This is a genomic window from Micromonospora sp. NPDC048935 (assembly GCF_043197875.1).
Lineage (GTDB): Bacteria > Actinomycetota > Actinomycetes > Mycobacteriales > Micromonosporaceae > Micromonospora.
Genome location: NZ_JBICTZ010000001.1, coordinates 1,217,335 through 1,232,730 on the forward strand (window position 1 = coordinate 1,217,335; position 15,396 = coordinate 1,232,730).

Annotated in this window: 18 protein-coding genes; 8 read left to right on the forward strand and 10 right to left on the reverse strand. The window is 71.7% G+C overall.

Annotated elements, in window-relative coordinates; translation table 11 throughout:
- Positions 1-5 precede the first annotated feature (5 nt).
- A complete protein-coding gene (locus ACGFIW_RS05895; RefSeq protein WP_393311139.1) occupies positions 6-758 on the forward strand; it encodes a hypothetical protein in 753 nt (250 codons plus the stop codon).
- On the opposite strand, the gene ACGFIW_RS05900 is transcribed toward ACGFIW_RS05895, so the two are convergent.
- The 3 genes from ACGFIW_RS05900 to ACGFIW_RS05910 form a co-directional block, all read right to left on the reverse strand.
- Positions 707-2,296: a phospholipase D family protein gene (locus ACGFIW_RS05900; RefSeq protein ID WP_393311140.1), complete on the reverse strand. Its 1,590-nt coding sequence runs from the start codon at positions 2,294-2,296 to the stop codon at positions 707-709. The genes ACGFIW_RS05895 and ACGFIW_RS05900 overlap by 52 nt on opposite strands.
- 326 nt (positions 2,297-2,622) lie before the next feature.
- The gene (locus ACGFIW_RS05905; protein ID WP_393311141.1) at positions 2,623-3,609 is read right to left on the reverse strand and encodes a pirin family protein; all 987 of its coding nucleotides are present in this window, start codon (positions 3,607-3,609) and stop codon (positions 2,623-2,625) included.
- Positions 3,610-3,618: 9 nt separating this feature from the next.
- On the reverse strand, positions 3,619-4,101 hold the full coding sequence (locus ACGFIW_RS05910; protein WP_393311142.1) for a MarR family winged helix-turn-helix transcriptional regulator: 483 nt from the start codon (positions 4,099-4,101) through the stop codon (positions 3,619-3,621).
- A 147-nt stretch (positions 4,102-4,248) separates the two neighbouring features.
- Between ACGFIW_RS05910 and ACGFIW_RS05915 the strand changes: the two genes are divergently transcribed.
- Positions 4,249-4,782 carry a GNAT family N-acetyltransferase gene (locus tag ACGFIW_RS05915; protein ID WP_393311143.1) on the forward strand — a complete coding sequence of 178 codons (534 nt, stop codon included), beginning with the start codon at positions 4,249-4,251 and terminating at the stop codon, positions 4,780-4,782.
- 52 nt (positions 4,783-4,834) lie between these two features.
- Here the strand turns inward: ACGFIW_RS05915 and ACGFIW_RS05920 are convergent, their stop codons facing one another.
- On the reverse strand, positions 4,835-5,323 hold the full coding sequence (locus ACGFIW_RS05920) for an FBP domain-containing protein (RefSeq protein ID WP_393311144.1): 489 nt from the start codon (positions 5,321-5,323) through the stop codon (positions 4,835-4,837).
- Positions 5,324-5,383: 60 nt separating this feature from the next.
- On the opposite strand from ACGFIW_RS05920, the gene ACGFIW_RS05925 reads away from it, so the two are divergent.
- Complete coding sequence (locus ACGFIW_RS05925) at positions 5,384-5,953, forward strand: TetR/AcrR family transcriptional regulator (RefSeq protein ID WP_393311145.1); 570 nt, start codon at positions 5,384-5,386, stop codon at positions 5,951-5,953.
- Positions 5,954-6,011: 58 nt separating this feature from the next.
- Here the strand turns inward: ACGFIW_RS05925 and ACGFIW_RS05930 are convergent, their stop codons facing one another.
- Together ACGFIW_RS05930 and ACGFIW_RS05935 are read right to left on the reverse strand one after the other, a co-directional pair.
- Positions 6,012-6,425 (reverse strand): VOC family protein, encoded by a 414-nt coding sequence (locus ACGFIW_RS05930; protein WP_393311146.1) that lies wholly within the window; start codon positions 6,423-6,425, stop codon positions 6,012-6,014.
- A complete protein-coding gene (locus tag ACGFIW_RS05935; protein WP_393311147.1) occupies positions 6,422-7,429 on the reverse strand; it encodes a hypothetical protein in 1,008 nt (335 codons plus the stop codon). Before ACGFIW_RS05935 ends, ACGFIW_RS05930 begins: the two co-directional genes overlap by 4 nt.
- Positions 7,430-7,523: 94 nt before the next feature.
- On the opposite strand from ACGFIW_RS05935, the gene ACGFIW_RS05940 reads away from it, so the two are divergent.
- Positions 7,524-7,928, forward strand: a complete 405-nt coding sequence (locus ACGFIW_RS05940; protein WP_393311148.1) for a winged helix-turn-helix transcriptional regulator — start codon at positions 7,524-7,526, stop codon at positions 7,926-7,928.
- Complete coding sequence (locus ACGFIW_RS05945) at positions 7,925-8,512, forward strand: DUF1684 domain-containing protein (RefSeq protein ID WP_393311278.1); 588 nt, start codon at positions 7,925-7,927, stop codon at positions 8,510-8,512. The genes ACGFIW_RS05940 and ACGFIW_RS05945 overlap by 4 nt, the downstream gene beginning before the upstream one ends.
- A gap of 55 nt (positions 8,513-8,567) precedes the next feature.
- Here the strand turns inward: ACGFIW_RS05945 and ACGFIW_RS05950 are convergent, their stop codons facing one another.
- Complete coding sequence (locus ACGFIW_RS05950; protein ID WP_393311149.1) at positions 8,568-9,155, reverse strand: general stress protein; 588 nt, start codon at positions 9,153-9,155, stop codon at positions 8,568-8,570.
- Positions 9,156-9,265: 110 nt separating this feature from the next.
- Here ACGFIW_RS05950 and ACGFIW_RS05955 point away from each other — a divergent pair, with 110 nt between their 5' ends.
- Together ACGFIW_RS05955 and ACGFIW_RS05960 are read left to right on the forward strand one after the other, a co-directional pair.
- Entirely contained in the window at positions 9,266-11,092 is a 1,827-nt protein-coding gene (locus tag ACGFIW_RS05955) for a glycoside hydrolase family 15 protein (protein WP_393311150.1), read from the forward strand.
- 50 nt (positions 11,093-11,142) lie between these two features.
- Positions 11,143-11,643, forward strand: a complete 501-nt coding sequence (locus ACGFIW_RS05960) for a metallophosphoesterase family protein (RefSeq protein ID WP_393311151.1) — start codon at positions 11,143-11,145, stop codon at positions 11,641-11,643.
- 165 nt (positions 11,644-11,808) lie between these two features.
- On the opposite strand, the gene ACGFIW_RS05965 is transcribed toward ACGFIW_RS05960, so the two are convergent.
- Entirely contained in the window at positions 11,809-12,024 is a 216-nt protein-coding gene (locus ACGFIW_RS05965) for a DUF3072 domain-containing protein (protein ID WP_393245905.1), read from the reverse strand.
- Positions 12,025-12,133: 109 nt separating this feature from the next.
- Here ACGFIW_RS05965 and ACGFIW_RS05970 point away from each other — a divergent pair, with 109 nt between their 5' ends.
- The gene (locus ACGFIW_RS05970; RefSeq protein WP_393311280.1) at positions 12,134-13,072 is read left to right on the forward strand and encodes an NAD(P)/FAD-dependent oxidoreductase; all 939 of its coding nucleotides are present in this window, start codon (positions 12,134-12,136) and stop codon (positions 13,070-13,072) included.
- Positions 13,073-13,290: 218 nt separating this feature from the next.
- On the opposite strand, the gene ACGFIW_RS05975 is transcribed toward ACGFIW_RS05970, so the two are convergent.
- Both ACGFIW_RS05975 and ACGFIW_RS05980 read right to left on the reverse strand, forming a co-directional pair.
- Positions 13,291-14,586 (reverse strand): cation:proton antiporter, encoded by a 1,296-nt coding sequence (locus ACGFIW_RS05975; protein ID WP_393311152.1) that lies wholly within the window; start codon positions 14,584-14,586, stop codon positions 13,291-13,293.
- A 107-nt stretch (positions 14,587-14,693) separates the two neighbouring features.
- The gene (locus ACGFIW_RS05980; RefSeq protein WP_393311153.1) at positions 14,694-15,371 is read right to left on the reverse strand and encodes an HAD family hydrolase; all 678 of its coding nucleotides are present in this window, start codon (positions 15,369-15,371) and stop codon (positions 14,694-14,696) included.
- Between the last annotated feature and the right edge of the window lie 25 nt (positions 15,372-15,396).

Here is a 15,396-nt window from a genome sequence, read left to right on the forward strand (position 1 = left end):
GCACCGTGCTCGATCCAGCCGCTCCTCAGCTTGTCGTGAACAGCCGCACGCTCTACTTCAGCTGGGTTCCGGCCGACCCGGACGCGGTCGCCGCACTGGTCCCGCCCGGCCTGTGCCCCCGCCCCGACCACCAGGTGTTCCTCAACCAGTACGTCGTCGAGGACGAGACGCAGACCTCCGGCTTCGGCGCGTACTCGCTCACCTACCTCGGCATCTCGCTGCACGGCGTCGACGCGCCCGGCGGCCTCAACCCGGGCGGCTGGTGGACCACCTACGTGTCGTCGAGCGGGCGGGTCCGCGACTACGCCGCCGCTCGCGGCGCCCCGGTGTGCACCGGCCGGACCCGCATCGAGGTGAGTGGCGAGGCGCTGCTCTCCGAGACGGAGATCGAGGGGACGACACTGATCCGGGCCCGGTGCCGGGTGGGGGAGACCGGCCACGCGATCAGCAGCGGGCACCACCGCTACTTCACCCGCCGCGACGGGCAACTGCTCAGCTCCGTCTACCCGTTCGTCGCCGAGCCGGTCGCCCCGTTCGAGATCGAGTGGGTGGAGTTCCTCCAACCCGGGCATCCGCTGTACGCGCTCCGCCCGGCCAACCCGCTGACCATCGGCTTCGGCTACTACTCACCGCGCTCGTCGTTCGCGTACCCCGGAGGGCTGAGCGTGCACCCGGTCGCCGCCACGGCGGAGTCGACCCGGCCGGCTCACCAGGTGCCGGCCAGCCTCGCCCGCAGCGGCCTGCCATCCGGGTCGTAGACCAGCCGGTACACCGGCAACGCCCAGGCACGCGTGTACCACGGCAGCCGCTCGGGGCGGTGCGGGCGCAGCCGGCCGGGCGGCCGTTCGCCCACCTGGCCGTCGTCGTACCACTGTTGGAGCGCGTCGGCGGCGGCCGTGACGGCCGCGACGGCGTCCGCCGGGTCCAGCAGGTCGGCGTCGTCCGCGCCGTCCGGATCGCGGTCCAGGTGCTCGCGCCAGAGGCGAAGCCGCAGGTCCCGGGCGAAGGTCCGCGCACCGTCGCCCTGGCCGGCCGGGTCGGTGGGCTCCCGCGTGTCGCGGGTGTCGTCGAGCACCGCGCAGGACAACTCGCTGTCGTGCGTCCAGGACCGGCGGTTGAAGTTGTCGCTGCCCACGCTGGCCCAGACGTCGTCGACCACGCACACCTTCGCGTGCACGTAGACCGGGTTGCCGGTGTGGTTCTCCACGTCGAACACGTGCACCCGGTCCGGTGCGGCCCGCTCGCACAGCGACAGCGCCTGCTCGCGGCCGACCATGTTCGGTGGCAACGCCAGTTTGCCGTCCACGTCCGGGTGCCGGGGCACCACGGCGATCAGGTGCAGCTCCGGGTTGTCGCGCAGCGCGTGCGCGAAGAGGTCCGCCACCTCGGCCGACCACAGGTACTGGTCCTCCAGGTAGATGAGTCGGCGGGCACGGCGTACCGCCTTGGTGTAGCCCCGGGCCACGGTCCGCTCGCCGTCGGGTGCGAACGAGTAACGCGGGCGGACGGCGGGGTAGGTGCGCAGCACCTGGATCTGGTGCGGACCACACTCGGGCGGGTCGGCGGGCTGCTCGGGCAGCGGGTCGGGCCGTAGGTCCGCTCCGCGCAACCGGTCCCGCAGGTAGGCCACCGGGTTTTCCGAGTCCAGGGGCATCGGGTCGGTCCAGCGTTCCCGGAACAGGGTGTCCAACGCGCCGACCACCGGACCGCGCACCGCGAGTTGCACGTCGTGCCAGGGCGGGTTGGGCCCGTACCGGGGCGACATCTGCACCGGCTGCGGATCGCCGTGGTGAGCGGCGTCGTCGCGCCGGCTGTGGCACAGGTCGATCCCGCCGGCGAACGCGACGTCCCGGTCGGGTGCGCCCGGGTGGCGCAGCACCACGAGCTTCTGGTGGTGCGAGCCGCCGCGCCGGACCCGCTGGTCGAGCAGCACCTCGCCGCCGGCCGCGGAGATCGTCTCGCTGAGGTCGCGATTCTCCGCCTCGCTGTAGGCGAGCACGTCGAGGTGTGAGCGCCAGATCAGTCCCTTGACCACCACGCCGCGCTGGGCGGCCTGGGCGAAGAGCTGGGCGACGGTGGGGCCGTCGGGGCGCAGCCGCTGGTCCGGGTCGCCACGCCAGTCGGTGAAGAACAGGTGGTCACCGGCCTTGAGCGCCTGCACCTCGTCGACCAGCCGGTCGAAGTACGCGGCACCGTGAATCAACGGCTCGGCCAGGTTTCCCGTGGTCCAGACGGGTAACCCAGACACCGGGTTGGCGCGTTCCTGCGCGGTGAGGAACCAGTCCTGCGACGGCAACGTCCAGCCCCCCTGGAGGTCGGCAACGTCCTCACGGTAGGACCCCGGACGGGGGTCCGCACGCCAGCCCGGCAGACCGGTGACCTGGCCAACGCCATCGAAGCGACGCGACAACACCCGAGGAGGCCACACCATGCCCCGCGACACAACGAATCCCGTGACCGAGTACCGCGAGCCGGCGGTGGAGAGCGAACGGGGTGCGCTGGTAGCGGTGTTGGTGATGGTCATTCTTGGTGTCGCTGGGATTTTTGCGGTCTCCTGAGGTGGCGCCGGCGCGCCCGTGGTGAACCGGGGGCGCCGGCGCCGATCTCAGTGCCGACGAGGGGTCAGGGCCGGGTACCCTGGCCGCCGGTGTGCGGCAGCCGCTCGGTGGGGATCACGCCGAGTCGACCGGCCTTGAAGTCGTCGAACGCCTGGAGCAGCTCGTCGCGGGTGTTCATCACGAACGGGCCGTACTGTGCCACCGGCTCCCGGATCGGCTTGCCACCCATGATGTAGAGGTCCAGCGCCGGGGTGTTGCTGTCCTGCGCGGTGTCGGCGGCGAAGCGCAACGCGTCACCCGGACCGTGCACCGCGAGCTGGCCGGTGCGGACCGGCCGCCGCTCGGTGCCGACCGTGCCACGACCGCCGAGCACGTACACCAGGGCGTTGAAGTCGGGCTGCCAGGGCAGGTCGACCTGCGCGCCCGGCTGCACCGTGACGTGGGTGATGGTGATCGGCGTGAAGGTCGAGCCCGGGCCGCGGTGCCCAGCGACCTCGCCGGCGATGACCCGGATCAGCGCACCGCCGTCGGGCGTGGTGAGCAGGGCCGACTCCCCACCTCGGATGTCCTGGTAGCGGGGTGGGTTCATCTTGGCCGAGCGCGGGAGGTTGACCCAGAGCTGGGTGCCGTGGAAGAGACCGCCGCTGACCACCAGGTGCTCCGGCGGCGCCTCGATGTGCAGCAGGCCGCTGCCCGCCGTCATCCACTGCGTGTCGCCGTCGGTGATGGTGCCGCCACCGCCGTTGGAGTCCTGGTGGTCGAAGACGCCGTCGATGATGTACGTGACGGTTTCGAAGCCGCGGTGCGGATGCCACGGGGTGCCCTTCGGCTCGCCCGGCGGGTAGTCGACCTCGCCCATCTGGTCGAGGTGGATGAACGGGTCCAGGTCGGTGGTCGACACCCCGGCGAAGGCGCGACGGACCGGGAAGCCCTCCCCCTCGAAGCCGCTGGGCGCGGTGGTCACCTTGCGGATCTTGCGGAATGCGGTGCTCTCGCCGAGGTGCGGGAGGCGCGGCAGGACAACGACGTTGTCGACGGTGATCGCGGGCATCTGGGGCTCCTAGCGGGTGGCGTGGGTGGACGAGGCGGTCCGGGCCGCTCGCAGGCGGCGGCCGAGCCGGTCGAAGACCCGGGTGAGGCAGGCGACCTCGGCGTCGTCGAGGTCGTCCATGAGGTGGGCACGTACCGACGCCAGGTGGTGCGGTGCGGCTTCGGACAGGGCGAGCAGCCCGGCGGCGGTGAGCACCGCCTCGCTGCCGCGCCGGTCGTCCGGGCAGGGCTCCTTGCTGACCAGGCCGCGGCGCTGCATGGAGGAGATCTGGTACGTCAGTCGGCTGGGCGAGAAGATGAGCCGGTTGGCCAACTCGCCCATCCGCAACCGCTGCCCCGGTGCCTCGGAGAGCAGGACCAGCACGTGGTAGTCGGCGAAGCTGAGCGCGCAGTCGGCGCGCAGGTCCTCTTCCAGCTGTGTGTAGAGAAGCTGGCTGGCCTCGATGTAGGCGCGCCAGGCGGCCTCTCGGGTGCGGTCCAGGCTCTCGGTCATGACCACGACGATAGCACTACTTCAAAATTTAACTACCATCATCGAGCGTTGCCTGAGTCACGTTCTCAGTCATCGATCAACCGGCTCTGCAATTTTGAAGGAAGTGGAGGCGTGCGACGGCGCTGCGGTGTGCCAGACTCCGGCCTCGTGGAACACCTGGAACTCACCACCGCCGACCTGCTGCTGCGCCCCTGGCGGGACGAGGACGCCCCGGCGGTGCGCGACGCCCTGCTCGATCCGGCCATCGCCCAGTGGAACCCGCAGGGTGGCGGCCCGATCGACGACGCGGCCGCGCTGCTCTGGGTCCGTCGCCGGTCCGACTGGTCCGCCGGTGACCACGTCTCCATGGCGGTGGCCTCGGCGGCCGACGGGAAACTGCTGGGTTCGGTGTCGCTGCACCACATCCACAACGGCGACGCGTCCATCGGTTACTGGACGGCGCCGGCGGCCCGGGGGCGTCGGGTGGCGGTGCGGGCCGTCGTCCGGCTCACCGACTGGGCGTTCACCGACCTGCGGCTGCACCGGGTGGAGCTGTGCCACGCGGTGGCCAACCCGGCCTCCTGTCGGGTCGCCGACCGGGCCGGCTACCGCGCCGAGGGGACGCTGCGCGAGTCGTACCGGTACGGCGACGGCCGCCGCTACGACGAGCACCTGCACGCCCGTCTGTCGACCGACGGTTAGTCGGGGGCGGACCGGGGTTCGAACGGACTTCGGCCCCGGCCGCGTCGAACCGTCACTCGGTGACCTTGCGCAGGAAGGTCGCGAGGGCGGTGCTGAGGCGCTCGATCCGCTCCGGCAGGGGCAGCGGCTCGGGCGCGGGAGGCCCGGCGTGCTTCTTTCCTCGCAGATAGAGCGAGCAGGCGAGGTCGGTGCACAGGTACGTGCCCACGGAGTCGCCCTGCCGTCCGCTCGGACCGGCCTTGGGGGCGGTCATCAGCGAGACGCCGCCGCCGAGGTGCGTGGTCAGGCAGAACGAGCACATGCTGTGCCGCACGCGCCCCGTCTGGTGCGTCGCGGCCCGCAGCACCACCCCGGCCGGTCCGCCGTCGGTCTCGGCGACCAGGTAGGCCCGCTGCGGCGCGGAGGGGTCCCGCCAGCCGAGGAAGTCGAGGTCGTCCCACGGACGCATCGCAAGATCATTGGGTACGGTCAGCCGCTTCGCCTCGCCCCGGCTGCAGTTGACGAAGGAGGCGCGGATGACGGATTCGGTCAGGACTAACATAGGGAGTAGCCTAGCTCGTCTAGGCAAACGATTAGCGCGGCTAGTTTTGGGGTGTGGTGGATGGCACGTGCAGGAGTGACGGTCGAACGCCTGACGTTGGCCGCGGCCGAGCTGGCCGACCAGGTGGGCATGCAGAAGGTCACGGTCGCCGCGCTCGCGCGCCAATTCGGGGTGAAGGACGCGAGCCTGTACTTCCACCTCAGGAACGCGCAGGACCTGCGGGTCCGGATCGCCCTGCTGGCCATGGCGGAGCTGGCCGACCGGGTCGCCGCCGCGCTCGCCGGCCGGGCCGGCAAGGACGCGCTTGTGGCCTTCGCCAACGCGTACCGCGACTACGCGCGCGAACACCCGGGCCGCTACGACGCCATGCAGATCGACCTGGACCCGGAGACCGCCGCCACGAGCGCCGGCGTCCGGCACGCCGAGATGACCCGGGCCATCCTGCGCGGCTACCGGCTCTCCGAGCCCGACCAGACCGACGCGGTGCGGATGATGCACAGCACCTTCCACGGGTTCGTGAGCCTGGAGCGGACCGGCGGCTTCCGGCACACCCCGCGCCCCACCGACGACTCCTGGTCGCGCACCCTGGACGCCCTCGACGCCGTCCTCAGCAACTGGCCGTCGCGCTGACGGCCGAGCGGGCAGCACGCGTCTGCCCACCCGGCCGGCGCTCAGGGAGGCGCGCGGATCAGGGCGCCGCCGACGCGGTGACGTTCACCAGCCAGTCGGTTCCGAACCTGTCGGTGCACCTGCCGTAGAGCGCGCCCCACGGCGATCTGGCGAAGGGCACCGTCACCGTCCCCTGCGAGGACAACCGCTTCCAGTACGTGGCGAGTTCCGCCTCGTCGCCGCCGAGAGTGATCGACGAACCGCCCCCGGCCCCGTCGTCGCCCGGCGTCCGATCGGAGGCCATCAGCACGACCCCGGTCGTGCCCCGGAGCGTCGCGTGCGCGATCAGCTCGTCCTGCGCCGTATCCGTCGACACCCGGAGGTCGCCGAAGGTGGTGATCTCCAGATTGCCCCCGAACACCGACTGGTAGAACCGCATCGCCTGTCGGGCGTTGCCGGTGAAGCTGAGGTACGGGCTCACCCGGGCGGTCACCGTCCCACCTCGGCGGTGAGTGGGCGGCGCTGCGCGGTCCGCTGCCGAAGCAGGACGAAGCCGAGGCCCGCCAGGAACCAGGTGGCGAGGATGACGAGGGGTGTCACGGTGTGTGCGCCGTCGAAGTAGCCGAAGTTGTTGACCGCCCGCACTGCCGCGCCGGGCGGGAGTTTCGCCGAGACCGCCTGCGCCCATTCCGGTAGCAGGTCGACACCGATCGTCGCCCCGCTCGTCGCGTTGCCGACGGTCGTGAGGGCGAGGACGGCGAGAGCGATACCGGCCGGGCCGAGCCATGCGCCGAGAGCCTTCGTGGTGAAGGCGCTGGCGGCGGAGAGAAGGATGAGCGAGAGCGCGAGAAGTGGGAACGGGGCCGTCAGTGATCCGTAGACCGGACCTGCGACGGTCGCCGCGATCACCCCGATCAGGACGGCGAATCCGCCCATCGCGTAGAGGCGGTGGCGGAGGCGCACCTTCGCGGTGGCTGCGGTGAGCCCCTGCGCGAGGACGAACGACGAGAGGGTGACGCCGAACACCACGTAGAAGGCGGACAGCCCGCGACTGTCGTAGGTGGCCAACGGCACGATGTCGTTCTCCTGGACGGTCGCCCCAGCCCTGTTGGCGAGACCTGCCGCGAGCTGACGCGCGGCGCCGCTCTCGCTGAACCCGCTCGCGCCGGCGTAATCGAGTGTCAGCGTGGTGGGGGAGGTCGCGCCGAGCACGGCGACGGCGTCGCCGTGTCGCACCAGGGCCTCGCCGTCCGCGACGCTCGCGACCTCGGTGACGGCCACGGTGTTGCCGAACCCGGCCTGTGCGGTGTTCGCCAGTTGCTGGCTGACCACGGCGATCGGCAGCTGGCTCGGCTGGGGACTGCGTTGCAGTCCGACATAGAGCGCGATGAACGCGGTACCGATGACCAGCCCGGTGATCACGAGTGTTGTCCAGGCTCGGCGCTGGGTGACGACGGGCGACGCTCCGTCGGTGGGTGGATCGGATGGCGACGTCATGGGTGCGTCCTCGGGTAGTGTGGTTTGAATGTCCAACCAGACGAACCGTAGCACCGACGGTTTGAAAACCAAACCAGAGCGGGACTCTCTCGCTGTGGCGCTCGACGCAGTCAACGACCGGTGGTCGCTGCACATCGTGCGTGCGCTCGCATTCGGCGCATCGCGGTACACCGAGATCCTCCGAGCCGTCGGTGCGCCCAGGGACGTCCTCGCCGCCCGACTGCGAAAACTCGGCGAATCCGGCATCCTCCAGGCCCGTCCGGCCGAAAACGGCAAGGTCGCGGGGTACGAACTCACCCAGAAGGGCAAGGACCTCGGGCAGGTCATCCTCGTGCTCAAGCGCTGGGGTGACACCTACAGTGAGGACGACGTGCCCAGGGTCACCTTCATCCACGACGTCTGCGGCCAGGTCTTCGTCGCCGAGGTGCGCTGCCAGGCGTGTGGCAGGCCCGTCCGGTCCGGAGAGCTGTCCTTCGACCAGGAGTCCTCCGCATGCTGACTGATCTTGAGCTGGCCGACTGGCGGGAGCGGGTCGCCCGGCTGTACCTGTCCGACGTCGACCTGACCGGGTTCCGTGCCGGCCGCGACGAACTCTTCGCCACCCACCCGCAGAGCCCGATCCCCCCGGCGGAGCGCTCCGACTTCACCGGGGTGCGCTACTTCCCGGCCAACCCCGATGCCGTGGTCGAGGCGCCACTCCGGCCGGCCAGCGGTGAGCTGCGCATCGACACCGGCGGTCCGGACGGGGTCGTCGCGTACCGGCGGGTGGCGGTGGCCGAGACGCCGTGGGGGCCGCTGACCCTGTGGTGGATCGAGGCGTACGGCGGCGGGCTGTTCGTGCCGGTCCGCGACGGCACCAGTGGGCGGGAGACGTACGGGGGAGGCCGGTACCTCACCGACACGGTGAAGGGCACCTTCGGCCGGGGCGTCGAGCTGCTGCCCGGCGACCGGGTCCGGCTGGACGGCAACTACCTCTACAACGCGAGCTGCGCGTACGACGACCGTTGGGCGTGCCCCCTGGCGCCGCCGGAGAACCGGGTCGAGGTCGACATCCGCGCCGGCGAGCTGACGTACCACGACTGAACGGCCGCCCGCCCCGGCGTGTTGCCGGGACGGACGGCGGTCGTTCGATCGTCGCTCAGCGGGCGTTGGTGGCGGGGCCGGACATCTGCATCCGACCCATCAGTTGCCGCGCCTGGTCGGCGAGCTGCGCGTCCACCGTCACCGCGTACTGGCCGGCGCGTAGTGAGCTGGCCGAGGTGAAGTCCCGCTGCCCGCCGGTCATGGCGTGCGCGACCGCACCGAACACGGCGCCCCAGATCGCACCGATGACCAGCCCGACCAGGATCACCGCCAGCCAGTTGCCGACGGTGAAGATGCCGAACAACAGGCCGATGAAGAGCCCGAACCAGGCGCCGGTACCGGCGCCGAGCAGCCCGGCACGACCCGTGGTCATCCGCCCGAGCACCGTCTCCACAAGTGTGAGGTTGGTGCCGACGATGGCGGTGTGCTCCACGGGGAAGCGATTGTCGGCCAGATAGTCGACGACCCGCTGGGCGGCCGGATAGTCCGGGTACGAACCGATCGTCACGGTCGGCGAGCCGGTCTGCGGCCCGTGGCCGTCACCACCCGCCGTCGACAGGCGGCCGGCCGGCCCGGATGGAAGCAGGCCGCCATCCTGTGTGCCGGGCCGCCACGCGGCGGTCGGCCCCGAAGCTGACGTCATGAGCATCCTCCCTCGTCAGCTCACCGCGTTCCCGTCCAGGCCGACCGGTAACGCGGTGCCCGCCGGGGGTACGGAGGGAATGAGCGCGGACTGCCCGGGTAGGCAGGCAGGTGGAGAGCGGACAGATCAGCGACTACGGTTTCCTCGCCGACGGGCGCAGCGCGGCGCTGGTGGACGCCACGGGCTCGGTGAACTGGTGGTGCCCGGGCCGGTTCGACGCCCCGTCGGTCTTCGGGCGGCTCCTCGACGACAGCGCCGGGCACTGGTCGATCCAGCCCGAGGGCGACTACCGCATCGAACGCTGCTACATCGAGGACACCCTGGTGCTGCGGACGGTCTTCCGCACCGCCCAGGGAGAGGTCGCGCTGACCGACGCGCTCGCCTTCGAGCCCGGCTCCCGTGGTCACGACATCGGCCTGCACTCGCCGCAGGTGCTGGTCCGCTCGGTGGAGGGGCTGTCCGGTGCGGTGCCGATGCGGGTGCACTACCGGCCGCGCTTCGAGTACGGCCGCACCATCGCGTACCTGATCGAGCGGGAGGACATGCTGGAGGCCATCGCGGGGGCCGCCCGACTCACCCTGCGGAGCAGCGAGCGGTTGACCGCCGGCGACGGCGAGGCCACCGGGACGTTCACCGCCCGCGCCGGCACGAAACACAACTTCACCCTCGGGTACGCCCCGACCTACGACGCCCCGCTGCCGGAGGTGCCGGACGCCGACCAGACCATCGCCGACACCGTCGCCGGCTGGCGGTCCTGGTCGGACGAGCACGGATACGACGGGCTCTACGCGGAGCAGGTGCGGCGCAGCCGGCTGGTGGTGCAGGGCATGACGTACCGACCGAGCGGCGCGGTGGTGGCTTCGGTGACCACGTCCCTGCCGGAGAAACTCGGCGGCGACCGCAACTACGACTACCGCTACGTCTGGGTGCGGGATTTCAGTCTCACCCTGCGGGCGCTGTGGCGCACGGCGTGCTTCGACGAGGTACAGCGGCAGTTCGCCTGGTTGGGACGGGCGATGGGCCGGGTCGACAACAAGCCGGTGCCCATCATGTACGGGGTGCTGGGGGAGCGGGATCTCACCGAGCACCGCCTGGAACAGCTCGGCGGTTACCGCGACAACCCGCCGGTGGTGATCGGCAACGACGCCTGGCAGCAGCGGCAGACCGACATCTTCGGCGAGACACTGGACGCCGCCTGGTTGATGCGCGACAAACTGGAACCGATGGACCAGGAGGTGCGCCACGTCCTCCGGTTGCTCGCCGACCAGGCCGCGCGCGACTGGGAGCTGCCCGACGCGGGGATGTGGGAGGAACGCGGCGTCGAACACCACCACGTGTCCTCGAAGGTGCAGTGCTGGGTCGCCCTGGACCGGGCGGTCCGCTTCGGCGACCGGCTCGGCGAGCCGCAGGACGTGGCACGCTGGGCGGCTGTCCGCGACAAGGTGCGCGCGCAGGTGCTCGAACGGGGGTGGAGCGACCGGCTCCAGTCGTACACCGGGAGTTTCGAATCCGACGACCTGGACGCGTCGGTGCTGGTGATGCCGCTCGTGGGGTTCCTCCCGGCCGACGACCCGCGGATGCGGTCGACGATCCGCGCCGTGGAGAAGCGGCTGTCGCACGACGGCCTGCTGCGGCGCTGGGACGGCGACCCGGCGGGGTTCCTGATCTGCTCGTTCTGGCTCGTGTGTTGCCTGGCGCTGGCCGGTGAGCGGGACCGGGCGCACGAGCTGTTCCGGGGGTTGTCGGAGCGGGTCAACGACCTCGGCCTGTTCGCCGAGCAGATCGACCCGCTGACCGGGGAACAGCTGGGCAACTTTCCGCAGGCGTTCTCCCACATCGGTCTGATCAACGCCGCCGGTGTGCTCACCGACGTGGAGCGGGACCCGACACTGCGCGGTCAGGGCATGCCGCCGTCGTACTTCTCCCCGGTCCGGTAGCGGCGGCGGGCCGCCCGCGGGGGGCAGCCGCGGGCGGGGAGAATGGCGGGATGCGGTTGCTGCTCACGGCGGACACCCACGTGCCCAAACGGGCCCGCGACCTGCCCGGGCAGCTCTGGGCGGCCATCGAGGAGTCGGACGTGGTGGTGCACGCCGGCGACTGGGTCGACGAGTCGCTGCTCGACGCGATGACCGCGCGCTCGCGCCGGCTCGTCGGCGTGTACGGCAACAACGACGGCCCGGCGCTGCGCGCCCGGCTGCCGGAGGTGGCCCGGGTGGACCTCGACGGCCTGCGGGTCGCGATGGTGCACGAGACCGGCCCACGGACCGGTCGGGAGCAGCGGTGCGCGGCCCGTTTTCCCGACGTCGACCTGCTCGTCTTCGGGCACTCGCACATCCCCTGGGACACCGAGGCGCCCGGTGGGTTACGCCTGCTCAACCCGGGCTCACCCACCGACCGCCGCTCCCAGCCGCACGCCACCTACCTGACCGCCGAGATCGACACGGGCCGCCTGACCAACGTCACGCTCCACCGCCTACCCCGCCCCTAGCCCTGCCCGCGCGCCGCGGCTCGGCCCGCGCGCTCCGGCCTGGCCCGGCCTGGCCCCCGCGATCTTGCACTTTCTGTCTTTGTTGTGCGGCTTATCCATGCTTATGTCGCGGCAGAAAGTGCAAGATCGCGGGGCGAGGGCGGGGTGGGGTGGGGTGGGAGGGGGTTACTGGCCTCGGCCGGTTTCGGCTTGCAGCTCGTCGATGCGCTTGGACGCCTCGGCCTTGGTCAGGTTGCTGGGCAGCTCCGCGTTGGCCTCCCGGGCCAGGGTGCCCAGATAGGACTCCTGAGCCGCGGTGGGCGGTTCGTCGCCGGTGACCCACTCGTCCGGGTCCTTGATCGCGGCACTCTGGTCGGCCTGCTCGTTGGCGCGGTCAGTCATCGCCGTCATCCTTTCTTCGAACAGGTGTGCCAGTACCCTGATCCCCACCGTTCACACCTGTCCGCCCACCGCCACCTACGATCACCGGATGGACGTGGACCGGTCGAGGGTGGTGGTGGTCGGGGCCGGCATCGCCGGGGTGGCCTGTGCGGTGGAGTTGATGCGTGCCGGGGTGCCGGTGCGGGTCCGGGAGCGCGGGCACGTCTGCGGCGGCCGGATGGCCAGCAAACGCTTCGACGGTCGGCCCGCGGACATCGGTGCCGCGTACTTCACCGCCACCGACCCGGACTTCGTCGCCGTCGTCGAGCGGTGGCGCGCCGCCGGTCTGGTCCGGGAATGGACCGACACCTTCCAGGCGTACGACGAGAACGGGCGGCGTGAGGTGCCCGGCCCGATGCGCTTCGCCGCCCCGCGCGGGCTGCGCTCGCTTGTCGAACACCTGGCCGGTGCGGTGCCGGTGACCGTCGACCGGCTGGTGCTCGGCGTGGAGCCCGGACCGGCCGTGGACGGCGAAGCGTGTGCGGCGGTCGCGCTGGCCATGCCCGGCCCGCAGGCCGCCCTGCTGCTCGACCCGGCGCTGACCGATGCCACCCGGGCCGTGCAGGCACAACGCTGGTCACCGTCCCTGGCCGTGGTGCTGCGCTTCCCGACGCGGCGGTGGCCGGACTTCCGTGGCGCCTTCGTCAACGACCACCCGGTCGTCAGTCTCGTCTGCGACGACGGCGACCGGCGCGGTGACGGCGCTCCGGTGCTCGTCGCGCACACCGTGCCGGAATTCGCCGCCGGGCACCTGGCCCAGCCCAGTGGTGCTGGCCCGGCGGTCGAGCAGGCCGTCCGGGACCTGCTGGGGTTGCCGGAGCCGGCCGTCGACGTGCGCGTGCACCGCTGGACGTACGCGAAGCCGACCGGCGGCCCCACCGGTGACACCCACCACCTGGATGCCGACGGGATCGGCCTGGCCGGCGACGCGTTCGGCAAACCCCGGGTGCAGAGCGCCTGGCGTTCCGGTCGGGACCTGGGCCGTGCCATCGCCGCCCGCGTGGTCTGACCGCGCGCAGGGCAGGGCCGAGCCGGTGCGGTTGGCCGGCCTGTCCGGCGCGGCGCGGTGCGGCGTGGTGTGGTCGGCCGGCCTGCCGGGGCGGTGCGGTTGGGCGGCCTGCCGGGCCTGGTGTTCGGGCTGTCTGCCGTGCCCGTGGGTCGGGCGGCCTTGCTGGCCTGTGCGCTCTCGGCGGGGTCGTGCGTTCAGGTGGCTGCCGAGCTGGGCGTTCAGGCGTGGCCGGCTGCGGCTACCGGCCGGGCGTCGGTGTCCCGTTCGGCCGGGTCGGAGGTGCGTTCGCCCTCCCGGTCGAGCAGTTGCATGACCGGCGTCGCCGTGATGCCGTGCACCACCACGGACACGAGCACCACCAGCCCGACGGTCGCCCAGAGCAACTCGGCCTGCGGGAAGTCGGCCTTCGTGCTGGCGTACGCGAGGTAGTAGAACGAGCCGACACCGCGGATGCCGAACAACGAGATGACCCAGTGCTCGGCCGGACGGCCGGGTGCGCCCCGCAGCGACAACCAGCCGAACAGCGGCCGGATCAGGAACACCAGGGCCATCCCGACGGCGACCGCTGGCCAGGTCAGCGGGGCCAGCAGGCCACCCACGATCGCGCCGCCGAGCAGCAGCAACAGCACCAGGGTGAGTAACCGTTCGACCTGTTCGGCGAAGTCGTGCAGCACCGAGTGGAACTCGTGGGTCCGCTCGGCGGCCCGGATGGCCCGCGCGGCCACGAACACCGCCAGGAAGCCGTACCCGCCGACCACCTCCACCAACCCGTACGCCAGGAACGTGGCGGCCAGTGCCAGGAAGCCCTCGGCGTGCCGGGCCAGCCGCAGCTCACTGGGCGCGCGGAAGAACAGCTTGCCGAGTAACCAGCCGATCAGCAGCCCGCCGCCGACCCCGACGCCCACCTTCCAGAGCACGTCCACGGTGAACCACTCGGCCAGCCAGTCGCCCGGGGCGAGGCTTGTCGAGGCGATGGCGATGGCGGCGTAGACGAACGGGAACGCCAGCCCGTCGTTGAGGCCGGCTTCCGAGGTCAACGCGAAGCGGACCTCGTCCTCGGAGTCCTCCACGTCGGTCGGCTCGCCGACCTGCACGTCGGCGGCGAGCACCGGATCGGTCGGGGCCAGCGCGGCGCCCAACAAGAGTGCGGCGGCCGGCACCAGCCCCGCCCACCACCAGCCGAGCAGGGCCACCGCCGCGATGCACAGCGGCATGGCGATCGCCAGCAGCCGCCAGGTGGACGACCACCGCCGCCAACTCAGCGGTCGGTCGATCTTGAGCCCGGCGCCCATCAGCGCGACGATGACGCCGATCTCGGTGAGGTGGGTGGTCAGCTCCGGGTGGGCCAGCGGGTCGGGTGTCGGCAGCCCGACCGGCAGCAGGAACACCAGCATGCCGAGGGCGAGGAAGGCGATCGGCATGGACAGCGGGCGCTGCTCCAACACCCGGGGCAGGATGCCCGCGAGCAGAGCGCCCAGGCCCACCAGCGCGAACGCCACGTCTACCGGCTCCACGGCACCACCTTTCCGCCGCACCCGCGGGGCGCGGGGCAGGTGGTGACAGACCATGCCCCGGCGAGGCCCCGGCTATGCGCGCGGGGGCCGGTGAACCGGAGTGAACCTCATCTGGGTCGGGTCAGCGGTGAGTCGGACAACTCGCCCAGCAGTGCGGCCGGGTCGTCGTACACCGCCACGGCGCCCGCGCCGGCGAGCTCGCCGCGACTGGTGCCGCCACAGGTGAGGCCCACGCACGGGATGCCCAGCTTGCCGGCCGCCACGACGTCCCACACCGAGTCGCCGACGAAGACCACCCGCTCGGCGGCCAACCCGGACTGCTCCAACGCGGCGAGCAGGATGTCCGGTGCCGGCTTGCTCTGCTGGGCGTCCTCCGAGGAGGTGACCGTGTCGATCACGTCGTCGGCGGCCAGCGCCCGGCGCAGCGCGTCCACCTCCGGGCCGGAGGCGGAGGTGGCGAGCACCACCCGCAACCCCCGCTCGGCGCAGGCGCGCAGCAGGTCGGCTGCCCGGGGCAGCGGCGTGAGGCGTTCCCAGTACTCGGCGTACAGGGTGTCGTGCGCGTCGCGCAGCTTCGGATCGGCGTCCCGGTCCCGCTCGGGGCCGAGCAGATGGTCGAGGAGCTTGTCCGAACCCATCCCGATCGACCGGTGCACCGTCGCCATGGGTACCGGCTGGTCGGTCTGGCGCAGCGCCTCCCACCAGCTCACCGTGTGCAGGTAGGTGGTGTCGACCAGGGTGCCATCGACGTCGAAGAGGACTCCGGCGGGCTCGTCGGTACGCATGGGCGTCCTCCTACCCCTCGGGCGT